We start from the raw sequence: 14,582 nt of genomic DNA, 5'->3' as shown, positions 1-14,582 counted from the left end.
TGAACAGGAGCCCCCATGCCCCCCCGTGAGACGATAAGAGAAACATTTGTTGCGTTGATAAAGGCAGCAAAAACAGTGGCTGGTGATAATGTTTTCAATATGCGCGATTTCAATTTATTTATTGAAACAATGCCAGCTATTAATATCTCAACGCAAAGTGAAATCATCGAAGATGGACATGATTTTGGCTTAAGGCGGCGTGTTTTAACAGTAGATGTTGAATGCTATGCAACATGTGAAGATGGCGCACGTTTTGTTGACCAATTAGCATGGGAAGTTGAAGAGATTTTCCATGCCAACCCCAATCTTAACAACACCGTTGAGACATGCCGCCTGCAAAATATTGCTTTTGCCTTTGGTGATAATGGCGCTCTAGCACTCCACGGTGCAATTTTAACCTTTGACGTGACTTACGTCACCAATATCCCCTGCCCTTATGAAGGAAAGGCAATCGCAAGAGTTGTTGAACCACTTGTCGGTTTTAAACCAGAAACAGGTGTGGGAAACCAAGACAAATACCATAAAATTGAAGGTGGACATGTTAGAGCAGCGCGATAAAGAAATCACAGATCTAAAGAGACGTGTGGCAAATATGGTTGTGGTGGGTAAGATTAGCCATGTCGACCATAAAAACGCACGCTATCGGATAAAAAGTGGCAATCTTGTCAGTGACTGGATTCCAGACACACAAGCCCGCGCCGGTAAAACACGCTCTTATGAAGGGCGCGATGTTGGAGAGCAAGTAGTTGTTATCTCGTCATCAGGGGATTTATCACAAGGGGTGATTGTTGATTCACTTCATACCGATGCTAATCAAGCAGCCGATAAAGGCAGCATTCACCGAACGATATACCCTGATGGAACCAGCCTTGAATATGATGATGAACAAAATACTTATGGAATTCATATCAAATCAGGTGGAAAATTTCTTCTCACGATTGCTGATGGTGTGTCACTAAAAGGTGATGGTGGCAAGCTAGAGCTTACCGCACCGGAAGGCATAAAGATTGTTTCAGAAAGCGATATAAATTTAAACGCAAAAGGCAACATCTCTTTGAAAGCAGGTGGTGGCGTTTCACTGAATTCAAATGATAGTCTCTCTCTTTATTCTGGGAATAATGTTTCCTTTCATTCAAGTGGACTAAAGCATAACGGCACCAATGTAGGAGCAACCCATGTTCATGGCGGTGTTTATTCTGGTGGCGCGATGACTGGAGGTCCCAATTGAACAGTGGAATGGACCGTACAACGGGAAAGCCATTAACCGGCATTGATCATTTACGCCAATCAATTCTTGATATTTTGTCAACACGGATTGGTTCGCGTGTAATGCGTCGTGATTATGGTTCACGCGTTGCAGAACTCATTGATGCACCAGTGAATAATGCTTTTGCCGTTGCCCTTTATGCCGCCGTTGCTGAGGCTTTAGACAAATGGGAACCGCGTTTTAAAGTGAAAAAAATCGATTTTAAAAGGAGTGAGAATGGACACATTTCTTTATCCTTTGAAGGCATTTATTTGCCATCCGGTAAGCCCATTACCATGGAAGGATTATTGATAAAATGAGTCAAGCGCTTGCAAAACCGGAAATTATTACAGAACTTTCTTTTGAGGAAATCCGCGCAGCGGCTCTTACCCATTTAAAAGAACTTTTACCCGAATATACATTTTTGGAAAGTGATCCAGCCGTAAAAGTCATAGAGGCTTTTAGCTATCGAGAATTGCTTTTAAGACAGCGTATTAATGAGGCAGCACGCAACAACATTCTTGATTTTGCAATCGGTGAATCTCTTGATGCTTTGGGAAACTGGCATGGTATTGCCCGCATGGAAGGGGAAAGTGACGAGAGATATCGTGAACGCATACAGCTTCATGCCCGTGGAGGAAACGGAAGTGGAACAGAACCCTATTACAAGCTTATCGCCTTAACAGCCGATAGTCGAGTGAAAGATGCCATTATCTATCGTAAAGGCAAAGACCCAACCATCTATGTTGCTCTTTTTGGTAATAATGAAGAAGGAACAGCCTCTGAAGATCTCTTACAAACAGTTTCACAAGCTCTTCACAGAAAAAATATCATCATGACCAATGATACGATTATTGTGCATGCTGCTGTCAAAAAAGTGCTAGACTTAGAAGCAGATGTTTGGCTGTTACCGGAAACATCTTTGAAAATTCTCACGACAATGGAGGCAAATTTAAGAGCAGCGTGGAGACAAGAACAAGCCATTGGTCGTGAATTAAGCCTCTCGTGGTGGGTTTCAAAACTGATGATCCCTGGTGTTCAGAAAGTGATTGCCCTTACACCCACAAAGGACAGTGCAGTTTGTGATGAAGAAATCTTATCGATTGGCAAAATCACCTTAAACTTTAAAGGGCGTGCACGCTAATGGTTGGCTCGCTCCTCCCCTCACATGCAACAGAATTTGAAAAGCGCCTTGCCGATGCTTGCGACTTTCACCAAGATATTGATGGGTCTGTTTTGGGGATTTCGCGTGCTAAATTGATCACGCGCCCTCCCCGCTTTTTGCCATGGTTGATTGAAGAATATGGACTTGGGGAACTGACACCTTATGTTCCAAACCTCTATGATTTGATTGACCAAGGGCTTGCATGGCAGCGGATACGCGGGTCTGTTATGGCAATAGAGATGGGGCTTCAATGGTTAGAGATGACAGCCCGCTTTATACCCGCTTGGTCTGGGCGTGCATGGTGGAATTCCTTTCAACTTTACTTTGACAGCCTCCCTAAACAAAACAGCCTTGAAGCCATTGAAGCAATCGTGAGACTTTCCAAAAGTTTGCGCTCCGATTTTCGCCGTGGTGTTGCGGGGTATGATGTGCAAGCTTTGGAAGCCAATATGTCACGCCTTGATGACAGCATGTTGGATTTCGAGAGCGGTATCCATCTCACAGCTGGGGGAACTTTGTTTTCCTTTGGACGCACAACAGAAATCAAGCACACGCTGGGAGAAGAAGAAGGCAAGCTTATTGGCAATTGGATAGATGACTTTGACGAGGAGTTAAGCTGGAACCAAATTGATTACCCTTGGGATTTGGCAAATTTTCCTTGGTGTTCGGTCAAAAAACATGAACGCGATATACTCATGGCAGAGTGGTTCCAAAATCGTCCCCTTTATTTGGCTTTAAGAGACGCAAACAATACTCTGATTGGGTATCGCCGATGCAACATTGTCCAGCCTGTAGAGCAGGTTTTAGAGGGTGTTTACAACCATTGTGGCAACAGATTTAACCCTTCCCCAACCGGCACTCTGTTGTTTCTTGCAGCTCGCACAGATTTTGAAGATGTTGAGGACAAACAAGCCGCCGCTGTTTCCCTTCTCGTTCATGGCTCTCTTGCACAACAAACCCCTCCTGGCAAGCTTTGGCTTGGAGCTCATGAACTGCGTGGTGGTGTAGAGATACTCAAAACACCGGTCAATATTCTTTTGCGTGCTGATGTTCGCGAACAATTCAAAATTTTATTGAGGTTTTAACATGAAGCATGAAAGTGGTTTACCCTTTGCAATTGACAGATCGGTAGGCAAAGATGAACAACAAAGCGTGGTGTTTTATGGCAGGCGCCCTTTTCTTCAAGCGGGTGAACTCAATGAGGTTCAAACCATCATCAGGGGGCGTCATGACCGTTTGGGACGCCTTGTGGCAAAAGAAGGAGACCGCGTTGAACGCGCTGATGCTTTTGTCAACAAAGAGACAAGGACTGTCACGTTAACAGAGGGCAAAATTTATATCGCAGGCGACATCTTTCCTGTCTCAAATGCTGTCTTGGAGAATATTTCCATGATTGGGCGCGTGGAAATTGGTGTAAAGCTACAAAAGAAATGGGTGACATATGAGGATGATCCAGAGCTGTTGGGGCAAGTTGCCGGCAGTTTGGCAGAAGGAGAGCCCGGAGCGGCACGCGAAGTAGCAAAACTTGTCTGGGCTCTCAAAGATGATGAGCAGCAAGGAGCTTTCTTTCCGGTCTATATCTTACAAGATGGCGTTTTGATTGATCAAAAATCGCCCTCACTCCTTGAACCGGCCATGCAAGCCATTGCGACGTACGACCGCGCCCATGGGCATTATATCGTGGGGGGATGCCGTGTAAGTGCATTGGGAGCAAATAACGGTTGCCAAGTCTTTAGTATTCAAGAAGGAGAAGCCAATATCAATGGCTTTAAACGCAAACGCCTTGCCGCCTTGCGCCATGAAGAGATGCAAGATTTTTCGACAAGCGTTGTTCCTAGCGAAACGCACATTTTTTCGCCCCCAAAAGGGAAAACAAGTTTTACCTTTAAACCCTATTATTTTCCTATTGCCGATATTCAGTCTCTTTTGTTGACAAAAGAAAAAACCGTTAACGTCACCCGTGGTGCCGTTGCCGCTGGGCGTGATGGCGTGCCGGATAAAAGCATCACCGCGTTTATTAAAGTCGTTCAAGGAAGCAAGGAATTTAAAGAAGGAACGGATTTTAAAAAAACCGGAGACACCATTGATTGGGCACCGGTGGGAGACGAACCTTTAGCAGGGAGCAGCTATAAGGTGACTTATCGCTATCGTGCAAAAATCACGGCTGATAAGGTAACAGCGCAGGAAATTACAGTATCAGGTGGTGCTGAGAATGGTGATATCATTGTCAGTTACACTTACAAACTCCCCCGCATTGACCGTATTGGTCTCAACACAGGGGGCAATGTCGTCTATATCAAAGGGATTTCTTCAGACCAACCCATGGCACCTAGTGTCCCTGATGAGGTGTTGTCGCTCGCAACCATTACCAACAATTGGCTTAGTACCCCCCTTGTGGTTAATGATGGCACCCGTGTTGCCCCCTATGATGAGATGTGGCGCTATTTTCAACGGGTGCTTTCCCTTGACCGGTTGATGCAGTTAGAGCGCATTAAAAGCAATGTAGACTCTAAAGAGCCTGTTGCCAAAAAAGGCATGTTTGCCGACCCTTTTCTCGATGATAGTTACAGAGATGAAGGCTTTCAACAAACAGGGGCAGTAGGCAATGGCATTTTGCAGCTTGCTATTGACCCAACATTCTATACTGCTCCTTTAAAAGCGCCTGTCACCCTTGACTGGACAAATGAAGTGATCATTGCGCAAGAGTTGACAACGGCTTGCGAAAAGATCAATCCTTATCAAAATTTTGCACCCCTGCCTGGTACAGTAACCCTTGAACCCGCAACAGACTTTTGGCATGAACAGCGCACCGATTGGCTCTCGGGTATCACCAATCAAATCATTATGGGCTGGAACCGTGGCAGTACCATACGTAGAACAGAAGTAAGCGATAATTTCATCAACACACTCCAAGAACAAATCGACTTTTTAAGACAAATTACCCTTCACTTTAAAATTGAAGGTTTTGGCAGTAGCGAAATCTTGGAAAGTCTTACCTTTGATGGTGTGGATATCTTGCCAGCGAGCCGCCTTGTTGCCGATAGACAAGGCGCCCTTGAGGGAACTTTCACGATTCCACAAAATATTACGGCTGGCACAAAAAACGTTGTGGCACGGGGAAAAGGTGGAACCATTGCAACGGGGCTTTTTACCGGTCAAGGTCTGATTGATGTGAAAGTGATGCGGCGCACCACCACGGTGAAGATATGGACGCAATTTGACCCACAAGCGCAAGTCTTTACCCCCGATGAAACACGGCAAATCACAGGAATTGACTTTCATCTTTGCAAAATCGGCAATCAGAACCATGATCTGGTGATTGATTTGGTGACAACCGAAAACGGCTATCCTACCGCCGATATTCAAGCACAAAGCTTTTATTCTATGAAGGGCGCAAAGCTAGGTTGGGCAGAAGCACGCTATGATGTCCCCTTGTTAGTCCCTAATGACCGTCTCACTGCTTTTGTCATTAAAACCGATGATGCTGATCATGCCGTCTCACTAGCAAAGCTTGGAGATTTTGATGCAGAACACCAGAGATATGTCTCAAGTCACCCTTACGTGACCGGTCCACGCTTTTCTTCTGTTAACGCACAAAGTTGGACAGCCCATCAAGATGAAGCCTTAGCCTTTCGAGTGCTGGCGGCACGCTATAGGCAAACAGAAAAAACCATTGATCTTGGCACCTTTGACCTTGTGGACTGCTCTGATTTGCAAGTACGCGCAGCCATTGAGTTGCCTTCAAGTGAGTGTTCTGTCATCTTTGAAATTGAACGAAACAACGGCACAATTTATCAACTGCTGCCTTTTCAATTGCTCAGTCTTACTGAATATATCAGTGAAAAGGTCAAGCTTCGCGCTATTCTCAAAGGCACCGAAAAGCTCTCACCCGTCTTGTTTGCGCCTGTTCAATTGATTGCGGGGAAGATCCATAAGGAAGCGACCTATGTCACGCGTGCTTTTGCCTTTGGTGAAAAAGCACGATTGACCAGCTATATCAAAACCTTTTTACCAGGTGGTGCAACCTTTTCACTGGAGATGCAACTGGATGATGGTGGTTTCACCCCTTTGAAACTTGACGAAACAGAACAACTCGCTGAACCACTTTGGACAGAACGAAAATTTGTGAGCAGTGACAAAACAGCCAAACAAGCGCGCTTGAAATTGACCCTTACCGGTGGACCTGCTGCGCGGTCCATGGTGAGTGATTTTGGCGCTGGCATATTATAATGGGAAAATGAGAGATGACAAAAACCAAAAAACTCGACATGGAATTGCCTAAAGAGGGGCGTTTTATCAGTTCTGAATTCCCCATCTTGCGCGAAAACTTGACCAAAATTGATCAAGCCATTGTTGATATTGAGGAAAAGGTAAACGAAAAAGCACCTTCAAAACACACGCACACAATAAGTGATGTTGCAGATCTAGAAAGCGCTCTCAAAGCCAAGATGGCAGCGGATAAAACCTTCACTTTTGCCGATTTAAGTGATATCGAGGGGGCAAAAGATGCGGCTAACAATTATGTTCTCTATAAATCAAGCAATAATAATTTTACCTTTGGCAGTGCTGTCTCCCTGTTAGGTGCGCACCAACATAAAACCGAAGATATCGTGGGGCTTGATGATTTTAGAGCTAAGATTAATCAAGATATGACCAGCTATGGGCGCCTCACAAGCCCAAATGAATGGAAAAATTACAATAAATTTACCAGCAAAGTCACCATGAGTGGTGGCTTAGAACTTTTGGGTAATTCATCACTAAACCTTATGCATAACAATGAAGTGGTCACCAGTTTAAGCGCAAGCGGAAGCTTTCTTAAAGGACCTTTGAGGGTCGATGGAGATCTTGTTTATACGAAATCAGACATAGATATTCTCAAGCAGGAAATTAAAAACATCAAAAAAGATTTGATTAATAAACTCATTATTGCCGATGCTGAATTGCTCTATACGCAAGATGGGAAAATTGAATGGCCCGATTGGGTAACAGACCAAACTAGGTTAGAAATCCAAGCATGGGGTGGCGGTGGTAGTGGTGGCGGAGCGGATACGCCATATTTGGGAGGAGGAGGTGGTGGTGCCGGTTGTTCAGTCTGGTATGGCTATAAAGCCAGTTTAAAGGATCATGAAGATATCACAATTGGTAAGGGTGGAACTTCTGTTGCATCACTCCGTGCAACAGGTAATTCTGGAGGAACAACGACCGTTGGTAAAAATTTTATTACCGCTACAGGAGGACATGGTGGTGGGGGTGCTTATTATAATCAGAAAACGTATTCACATTACTCAGGAGCTGGTGGTGTTGGGGGCATTGGTGGAAATTTTGGTTTAGCAACAGATGGACATCTAGGATTAGCCAAAGGGGGAAATGGTTATGCTGGAACGAGTGGAATTACGAGTCAAACAAGCGGCAATGGCGGCGATGCTGGAGGTGATACATCAAGAGGTGGCTCTGGAGGAGTCGGCAAAGGTTACTATAGTTCAGGAAAAGCAGGGCGTGGTTTTGGCGGCGGCGGTGCTGGTGCTCACTCTGATTCTTCTTCAAGTGGCGCTGGAGCTGATGGCGCTGTCCTTATAAGATTATGGAAAGATTAATTACATAACCAAAGGTAGCACAAGTCAAATGGATAGCTGTTGTATAAGCTGGCTTGTATGATTTTAAGCCCTTTTAAAGCCCTTTAAAGAGCTTTTTGACTGACAGTGTCAGTCTTATGAAAGGCAGCTCTTGTTGTTATTGTTTCTCTATTGATTTGGAGAGCAAAATGGCAACAAAAGTAAATACTCTCTATCGCACTATAGCAAAATCATTCTTTATCTTTAGAAGAAGCCCCGAAATCACGGCGTTCCCCCTCTTCTATTCCAAAAGTTTTGTAAAGAGATTAACGGCTCTTGGCAAGCCGCTCTAATAACCTATCGCTATGAGAAATCAAGCAGATATATCACAGGAATTATCCTAGAAACACCAAACCAAAGAAAGAAACAAAAAATAGAGGCTGGGCTGGTAGTCCAGCCAACGGGAACAGTTTTGCGAACAACCCCGTCCGATGCAACTCAACTCAACATCGCAGCCACTTCTTATCACTTGGAAACAGTGAGAAGATGGCTAATATAGATGGAAGAGTGTTAAAAAATGATGGATATACTTTGTAAAGAAAAATTAAAATCTGTTGATCCTATCGCACCAGCTGCTGCTTATATTGGAGGCAAAAGAAGATTAGCCAAAACCATTGTCAAAATTATCGAGGACATCCCTCATAGCATTTATGCCGAGCCTTTTGTTGGAATGGGAGGAATATTCTTTAGGCGAAAGTTAATTCCACCTACTGAAGTCATCAATGATCGTTTAGGAGATGTAGTGAATTTTTTTAGGGTGTTACAACGCCATTATCACCCTTTTATGGAATTGCTAGAATTTCAGATCAGTAGCCGTGAGGAATTTCAACGCTTGCGCATGCAAGACCCAAACACTCTCACGGATTTAGAGCGCGCTTCAAGGTTTTTATATCTGCAGAAGTTAAGCTTTAGCGGTCAAGTCGCCAATCGCACGTTTGGAGTTGAAACAGACCGCGGTGCACGTTTTAATCGTTTTAAACTTGAAGCCTCATTAAAGCTTATTTACCGCCGTTTAGCAGGTGTTACCATTGAACATTTAGATTGGTCTGAGTTTATCAGGCGCTATGATCGACCAAACACCTTATTTTATCTTGACCCACCCTATTGGGGTGTTGAGGATTATTATGGCAAAGATTTGTTTAAGCGGGAGGATTATCAGAGGATGGCTATGCTGCTGGCACAATTAAAAGGAAAGTTTCTTTTGTCTCTCAATGATGTGCCAGAAGTTCGAAAAACCTTCAGTCAATTTACCTTTAAAAAGGTAAACACATTGTATTCGTGTAACGCCTTAAATAATGCAGTTCCCGCTAAGGAACTTATCATCACCAATTGTGATTTCTAAAACGAGACATAATACATATTAAAGGGTCTTTAAATAACCCTTGAAGACCTTTTAAACACCTTAAAAATCTTTCAAAAAAAATAAATTAGTAAAAACCCTAAGTTATTAGACTTTCCAGTGGGATATTAAACTGTTGGTGCAAATTTTTAATCATGCGCAGTGTTAATTTTCTTTTGCCATTCAATATTTCATAAACACGATTTAAATGACCAATCGCAGGAACAAGATCTTTAGCGGTTAAGTTCATTTGTTCCATTCTAAATTTAATAGCCTCAATTGGATGAGGAGGAGAAACAGGATAGTGCTCTGCTTCATACGCTTCAATCAACAATACAAGAACCTCCATTTGATCAAATTCAGGAGTTCCCTCTTGAGGTTGATTATCGAACATTGCAGACACAATTTCTAAGGCTTCTTGATAATCTTGTTCAGTGCGAATAGGTTTGATGTTCATTTCTTACATTCCTTCAGTTCTACAGTATTGGCATCAACCGCATCATACTGTTTGTGCGTTCCTATAAATTTTATGTAAAGCCAACCTGCCGGATAAAAGATTGAAACAATTAAACGATAGTCATTACCTCTAATATTAAAAACAGCACGATTATTTTTTAATATGCTTGCATTTTTATACTTCTTCTTAATGTCATGAGGAGAACGCCATTGCGCATTTTTAGCTTCATCTACCCATGCTTTTAACGGTTGTTCTGCATCAGGATATCGAGCCCAAAAATTTTTAAGTGTGGAGATTTTAATAATTTTCATAAGTATATCCTGACTTCCATTGAAGTTAGTACCATTTTGGGATCAAGTCAAGATATTTATAACAAAATACTCTTGAGAATAAAACTTTCTCAAGAACGGCTTTCGCTTCTCATTTTTCCCATTCATTTTCATTCACCCCTCATTTAAAGGAGCATAAAGTATGGCAACAGGTTTTTTACACGGTGTTGAAGTCGTTGAAGTTGACGACGGCACCCGCCCTTTTCGCGCGGTTCAATCGGCAGTTATCGGAATTGTTGGCACAGCACCCGATGCCGATGAACAAGCATTCCCTCTCAACACACCGGTTTTGGTAGCAGGCTCTCTTTCACAAGCCGCAAAACTCGATAAAACGGGGAAGCGTCAAGGAACCTTACCCAATGCCCTTGATCTTATTTTCAAGCAAGTGGGGGCTATTGTCGTTGTCGTACGCGTGCAAGAAGGTGACAACGAAAATGCGACACTCACCAATATTCTAGGGGGTGTAAACGCAAATGGTGCTTATGAAGGTGTTCATGCTTTCATTGGAGCACAATCCATTGTAGGACAAACACCACGCATTCTGATTGCTCCAGGCTTTACACATCAGCGCCCTTCCAGTGTGGGTATTGAAGAGAATGGAACGGGTGCGACTGCCAACCCCGTCGCCGCAGAATTGATTGGCATTGCCGAGCGTTTGCGCGCCATTGTGGTGCTTGATGCACCCAACACAACAGATGAAGCAGCTCTTAGCACAGCAAAGGATTTTGATTCAAAACGCGCCATTCTCATTGACCCGTTTGTAAAGATAAATCGTGATGGAAAGATCATAGAACAGCCAGCAAGTGCAGCGGTTGCTGGTGTCATTGCCAAAACGGATTTTACCCATGGCTTTTGGCATTCCCCTTCCAATAAAGTGATTAATGGCATTGTGGGAACTGCGCGCCCTATTGATTTTTTCATTGGGGACAGATCAAGCCGTGCCAACCTTCTCAATGAACAAAACATCACAACCATTATTCGCGAAAATGGCTATCGTCTCTGGGGCAATCGCACACTCTCAAGCGATACAAAATTTGCTTTCTTATCCGTGGTACGCACCGCAGATATGATCAATGATGCCATTTTGCGCGGACATCTATGGGCTGTCGACCGCAATATCAAAAAAACCTACATGCATGACGTAAGCGAAAGCGTTAATGCCTATTTGCGTGATTTGAAAGCACAAGGCGCCATTCTTGGTGGGCGCTGTACGCCTGATCTAGAGCTTAATACAGCAAGCGCTATTGAAAGCGGTAGAGTCTATTTCAATGTCGAATTCACCCCCACAACACCCGCAGAACATATCACGTTCCGTTCACGCATTGTGAATGATTACTTAGAGGAGATCTTTTAATGACCGTACCTGTTTTACCAAGAGTTTTGAAATATTTTAACATTTTTGTCGACGGCATTCCCTATCAGGCAAAATGTGAAAGTGTCACCCTACCGAATTTGAGTTTGGTTGTTGAAAGTTATCGCGGCGGTGGCATGGATAGCTCCATTGAAGTTGACCTTGGTCTTGAAACCCTCACGCTTAGCATGACCATTTCTGATTGCTCTCCAGAGTTGATGGCACTCTTAGGGCGCACCGATGTCAACATTTCATTGCGCAGTTCAATGCAAGCTCAAGGCACACCCGCAGAAGGTGTTGTCATTACCATGAGAGGGCTTTGCAAAGGCTTTGAAATGGCAGAATGGCAACCGGGAGGCAAAGCAACTTCTACAGCAACATTCACATTGCAGTATTTCAAATATGTCCAGAAGGACGTTGAAATCGTTGAGATAGATGTCCTCAACTTGGTGAGAAAATTCAATGGCGTCAATCAACTCGCAGAACATAGAGAAAATATAGGATTATAAAAATGACAGTCCAAACAAGCATTACACATAAATTATTGATACCTGTTACTTTTGAAGGAAAAGAGCACACCACAATTACTTTACGGCGCCCCAAAACAAAAGATTTGCAAGCAATCGACAAAAAAGAAGGTATAGAGCAGACAATCGCTATGATCGCACGCCTTTCTGAATGGCCGCATGAGGTTATCAGCGAACTCGACATCAATGATTTGGCAAGCATTGGAGAGATCTTGGAGTCTTTTATCAAACGGCGGGATACCTCGACTGGGAAACCGCCGCTAAACTCATAGCCGATATTACCATTGTGTTCTATTGGTCCCTTTCAGACATGATGGAAATGGAACCACAAGAACTCATATTCTGGCGAAAACAAGCAGCAGAAAGGTATAAGACAAAATGAGTGAAAAAGTCGCCGATGCAAAGGTGAAATTGTCTCTTGAAGACGAACTCACCACACCTCTTAAACGTGTACAAAAACAATTTGATACATTGTCTAAAACACTCTCACATAGATTGGGTATTCCGCGTTTTTCTGCTGCTGTCAAAAACATGACAAAAAGCCTCCATGGCGTTCAAAATGCTCTTGGTGTAGCCGCAAGTCGTGCTTCGGTCTTTACCGGTGCTTTAGGGCTTGCCGGTGGTGGTCTTGTGGCAAGTGTGACCGCCCTCACCATGAAAACCATGCATCTGGGAGATAGTCTTTATCACGCATCACACCACTTAAATATGAGTGTTACGGCACTTCAATTATGGGGTGATGCAGCCGATAATTCAGGCACTTCTGCCGAACTTTTTCAACAATCCTTAGCGGTTTTAAATAGGCGTTCGGCACAAGCCTATGCTGGACAAAAAAGAGGCATGATGGGCTTTGAAGCACTTGGCATTTCTGTCAAAAACACTTCTGGAAAACTCAAATCCACTTCTGTCTTGTTAGAAGAAATTACCGACAAGATGAGTAAGATGAAAAGCCAAGCACAAAGACAGCATATTGCCGCTCTGCTGTTTGGGGGTGATGGCAAAGAAATGGCGACCATGCTTGCACAAGGCATGGCACCTATCAAAGAACTGTTTGCAAAGGCGCGGAAAGGAAAATGGCTGATAGGTGCCGATGTCGCACGCTATGCCGCAGATTTGAGTGACAAGCTTGGTGCTTTTAAGAAAAAAATAGGCGGTATCGCGAGCTTTATTGGCGCCCGTTTCATGCCCGTGATCAATGATATGGTTGACGGTTTTTCAAAGTTGATTGATGAAAACCGTGACCTTATTCAAACAACCGTTGCGAGCTGGGCAAAAACCTTAAAAAAAGTCCTTAATGATTTGCTTAATCCTACCTCTGATTTAAGAAAAAGCATCAGTGATCTCACAGAGAGGATTAAAGGCTGGTTCCAATGGCTAGAGCCATTGATTGGTGAAATAACCCTCTTTAAGGTGGCGCTTGTAGCTCTTGGTTCGTTCATTTTTGGTCCTCTCATTGCCGCATTAGCAGCCGTAGGAACTGCTTTTGTCACGCTTGGCTATGCAATCATGACCACACCTATCGGCTGGATACTTGGTGGTATTGCAGCAGTTATTGCACTGTGTAAATACTGGGATGAAATAGATTTCCGGTTGGTTGCATCATTAGCTGTAATTGGTGCAGCGTTTGTTAAGCTTGGTATCATCATGATGTCCTCTCCTATCACTTGGGTAATTGGTGGCATTGTTGCGCTTATTGCTGTTCTATATGTGCTTTACAAATATTGGGACAAAATAAAAAGCTTGTTGGTAGCATCATTAGCTGTAATTGGTACAGCATTCGCCGCGCTTCGCATCGTCATGATGTCTACTCCCATAGGCTGGATAATAGGCGGCATTACAGTGCTTATTGCTACTGGATATCTACTCTACAAAAACTGGAATACCGTAATAAGCTTCTTAGGAAAGCTATGGAATTCTTTTTACAGCTTATGTAGTAACATTTTCAATAACCTCTTTACGCTCTTTAAAAACTTTTCACCACTCTATTGGATAGCAAAAGGAATCAATGAACTCATTAAATGGTTGCTTGGCGTTGATTTAATGGAAGCTGGTGCCAATCTCATTGGTAGCTTATGGGACGGCATCAAAAGCCAATGGAAAGCTCTGTCTGAATGGTTTAGCGGCATGGTAAGCAAATTAACCAGCTGGATGCCAAACTGCATGAAAGAAAAGCTAGGCTTTAATGTTTCAATCAACAAAACTTCAACCCAGACCATTAAAACCTTTACCGATGAAACCAATGCACGGGCAAAAAAACTGCTGGATACAGTAGTGGTTACAAATACCCCACCTGAAAAACGCAAGAGTAGTTTTAATGCAGGCATAGTCGAAACAGGACAAATGCAGACTACAAATACAAAAGTAGGCGCCTTCAAAGCTCCCAAGCCCATTACCGTTCATAAGCCGGTAGAAGTAGATGCCCGCGTGATGATTTCAAATTTAAATATTTCTGTCCCCAATGGTCTTAAAGATGAAATCAGAGACGCAGTCAATCAAGCCCTTGAACGCTATGCCAAGCAGCAATGCTTGGCTATAGCCTCTAGCCTTTCGGATTAA

General features: G+C 43.5%; 15 protein-coding genes. 13 read left to right on the top strand and 2 right to left on the bottom strand.

Going from position 1 to position 14,582, the window contains the following annotated elements:
* The first annotated feature begins 15 nt into the window (after positions 1-15).
* The 8 genes from ACFINC_RS07170 (at position 16) to ACFINC_RS07135 (ending at position 9,365) form a co-directional block, all read left to right on the top strand.
* On the top strand, positions 16-558 hold the full coding sequence (locus tag ACFINC_RS07170; RefSeq protein WP_375616744.1) for a hypothetical protein: 543 nt from the start codon (positions 16-18) through the stop codon (positions 556-558).
* Positions 539-1,228, top strand: coding sequence for a phage baseplate assembly protein V (locus ACFINC_RS07165; protein ID WP_375616743.1), 690 nt, complete (start codon positions 539-541; stop codon positions 1,226-1,228). Before ACFINC_RS07170 ends, ACFINC_RS07165 begins: the two co-directional genes overlap by 20 nt.
* Positions 1,225-1,566 carry a GPW/gp25 family protein gene (locus ACFINC_RS07160; protein ID WP_375616742.1) on the top strand — a complete coding sequence of 114 codons (342 nt, stop codon included), beginning with the start codon at positions 1,225-1,227 and terminating at the stop codon, positions 1,564-1,566. Before ACFINC_RS07165 ends, ACFINC_RS07160 begins: the two co-directional genes overlap by 4 nt.
* On the top strand, positions 1,563-2,390 hold the full coding sequence (locus ACFINC_RS07155; RefSeq protein ID WP_375616741.1) for a baseplate J/gp47 family protein: 828 nt from the start codon (positions 1,563-1,565) through the stop codon (positions 2,388-2,390). The genes ACFINC_RS07160 and ACFINC_RS07155 overlap by 4 nt, the downstream gene beginning before the upstream one ends.
* Complete coding sequence (locus ACFINC_RS07150; RefSeq protein ID WP_375616740.1) at positions 2,390-3,496, top strand: phage tail protein; 1,107 nt, start codon at positions 2,390-2,392, stop codon at positions 3,494-3,496. The genes ACFINC_RS07155 and ACFINC_RS07150 overlap by 1 nt, the downstream gene beginning before the upstream one ends.
* 1 nt (position 3,497) lies before the next feature.
* Positions 3,498-6,641 (top strand): DUF4815 domain-containing protein, encoded by a 3,144-nt coding sequence (locus ACFINC_RS07145; RefSeq protein ID WP_375616739.1) that lies wholly within the window; start codon positions 3,498-3,500, stop codon positions 6,639-6,641.
* Positions 6,642-6,655: 14 nt separating this feature from the next.
* Positions 6,656-8,005 (top strand): Bgr_08870 family protein, encoded by a 1,350-nt coding sequence (locus ACFINC_RS07140; RefSeq protein ID WP_375616738.1) that lies wholly within the window; start codon positions 6,656-6,658, stop codon positions 8,003-8,005.
* Positions 8,006-8,543: 538 nt separating this feature from the next.
* Positions 8,544-9,365 (top strand): DNA adenine methylase, encoded by an 822-nt coding sequence (locus ACFINC_RS07135; protein WP_375616766.1) that lies wholly within the window; start codon positions 8,544-8,546, stop codon positions 9,363-9,365.
* A 97-nt stretch (positions 9,366-9,462) separates the two neighbouring features.
* On the opposite strand, the gene ACFINC_RS07130 is transcribed toward ACFINC_RS07135, so the two are convergent.
* Positions 9,463-9,819, bottom strand: coding sequence for a type II toxin-antitoxin system HigA family antitoxin (locus ACFINC_RS07130; RefSeq protein WP_375616737.1), 357 nt, complete (start codon positions 9,817-9,819; stop codon positions 9,463-9,465).
* The gene (locus tag ACFINC_RS07125; protein WP_375616736.1) at positions 9,816-10,130 is read right to left on the bottom strand and encodes a type II toxin-antitoxin system HigB family toxin; all 315 of its coding nucleotides are present in this window, start codon (positions 10,128-10,130) and stop codon (positions 9,816-9,818) included. Before ACFINC_RS07125 ends, ACFINC_RS07130 begins: the two co-directional genes overlap by 4 nt.
* A 160-nt stretch (positions 10,131-10,290) precedes the next feature.
* Between ACFINC_RS07125 and ACFINC_RS07120 the strand changes: the two genes are divergently transcribed.
* The 5 genes from ACFINC_RS07120 to ACFINC_RS07100 are packed head-to-tail and all read left to right on the top strand — an operon-like array spanning position 10,291 to position 14,582.
* Complete coding sequence (locus tag ACFINC_RS07120) at positions 10,291-11,502, top strand: phage tail sheath subtilisin-like domain-containing protein (RefSeq protein WP_375616735.1); 1,212 nt, start codon at positions 10,291-10,293, stop codon at positions 11,500-11,502.
* Positions 11,502-12,008 carry a phage major tail tube protein gene (locus ACFINC_RS07115; RefSeq protein WP_375616734.1) on the top strand — a complete coding sequence of 169 codons (507 nt, stop codon included), beginning with the start codon at positions 11,502-11,504 and terminating at the stop codon, positions 12,006-12,008. The genes ACFINC_RS07120 and ACFINC_RS07115 overlap by 1 nt, the downstream gene beginning before the upstream one ends.
* A 2-nt stretch (positions 12,009-12,010) precedes the next feature.
* Complete coding sequence (locus tag ACFINC_RS07110) at positions 12,011-12,298, top strand: phage tail assembly protein (RefSeq protein WP_375616733.1); 288 nt, start codon at positions 12,011-12,013, stop codon at positions 12,296-12,298.
* A 38-nt stretch (positions 12,299-12,336) separates the two neighbouring features.
* Entirely contained in the window at positions 12,337-12,408 is a 72-nt protein-coding gene (locus ACFINC_RS07105; RefSeq protein WP_081485993.1) for a GpE family phage tail protein, read from the top strand.
* On the top strand, positions 12,405-14,582 hold the full coding sequence (locus tag ACFINC_RS07100; protein WP_375616732.1) for a phage tail tape measure protein: 2,178 nt from the start codon (positions 12,405-12,407) through the stop codon (positions 14,580-14,582). The genes ACFINC_RS07105 and ACFINC_RS07100 overlap by 4 nt, the downstream gene beginning before the upstream one ends.

It is taken from the genome of Bartonella sp. AP58NXGY (assembly GCF_042195785.1).
Taxonomy (GTDB): domain Bacteria; phylum Pseudomonadota; class Alphaproteobacteria; order Rhizobiales; family Rhizobiaceae; genus Bartonella.
This window is presented reverse-complemented; position numbering and strand designations above follow the sequence as displayed.

Excerpts from the sequence above, each read along its gene's own strand:
- ACFINC_RS07140 (WP_375616738.1), top strand. The coding sequence starts at position 6,656 with ATGACAAAAACCAAAAAACTCGACATGGAATTGCCTAAAGAGGGGCGT.
- ACFINC_RS07110 (WP_375616733.1), top strand. The coding sequence starts at position 12,011 with ATGACAGTCCAAACAAGCATTACACATAAATTATTGATACCTGTTACT.
- ACFINC_RS07135 (WP_375616766.1), top strand. The coding sequence starts at position 8,544 with ATGGATATACTTTGTAAAGAAAAATTAAAATCTGTTGATCCTATCGCA.
- ACFINC_RS07150 (WP_375616740.1), top strand. The coding sequence starts at position 2,390 with ATGGTTGGCTCGCTCCTCCCCTCACATGCAACAGAATTTGAAAAGCGC.
- ACFINC_RS07145 (WP_375616739.1), top strand. The coding sequence starts at position 3,498 with ATGAAGCATGAAAGTGGTTTACCCTTTGCAATTGACAGATCGGTAGGC.
- ACFINC_RS07130 (WP_375616737.1), bottom strand. The coding sequence starts at position 9,819 with ATGAACATCAAACCTATTCGCACTGAACAAGATTATCAAGAAGCCTTA.
- ACFINC_RS07100 (WP_375616732.1), top strand. The coding sequence starts at position 12,405 with ATGAGTGAAAAAGTCGCCGATGCAAAGGTGAAATTGTCTCTTGAAGAC.
- ACFINC_RS07125 (WP_375616736.1), bottom strand. The coding sequence starts at position 10,130 with ATGAAAATTATTAAAATCTCCACACTTAAAAATTTTTGGGCTCGATAT.
- ACFINC_RS07170 (WP_375616744.1), top strand. The coding sequence starts at position 16 with ATGCCCCCCCGTGAGACGATAAGAGAAACATTTGTTGCGTTGATAAAG.
- ACFINC_RS07165 (WP_375616743.1), top strand. The coding sequence starts at position 539 with ATGTTAGAGCAGCGCGATAAAGAAATCACAGATCTAAAGAGACGTGTG.
- ACFINC_RS07155 (WP_375616741.1), top strand. The coding sequence starts at position 1,563 with ATGAGTCAAGCGCTTGCAAAACCGGAAATTATTACAGAACTTTCTTTT.
- ACFINC_RS07115 (WP_375616734.1), top strand. The coding sequence starts at position 11,502 with ATGACCGTACCTGTTTTACCAAGAGTTTTGAAATATTTTAACATTTTT.
- ACFINC_RS07120 (WP_375616735.1), top strand. The coding sequence starts at position 10,291 with ATGGCAACAGGTTTTTTACACGGTGTTGAAGTCGTTGAAGTTGACGAC.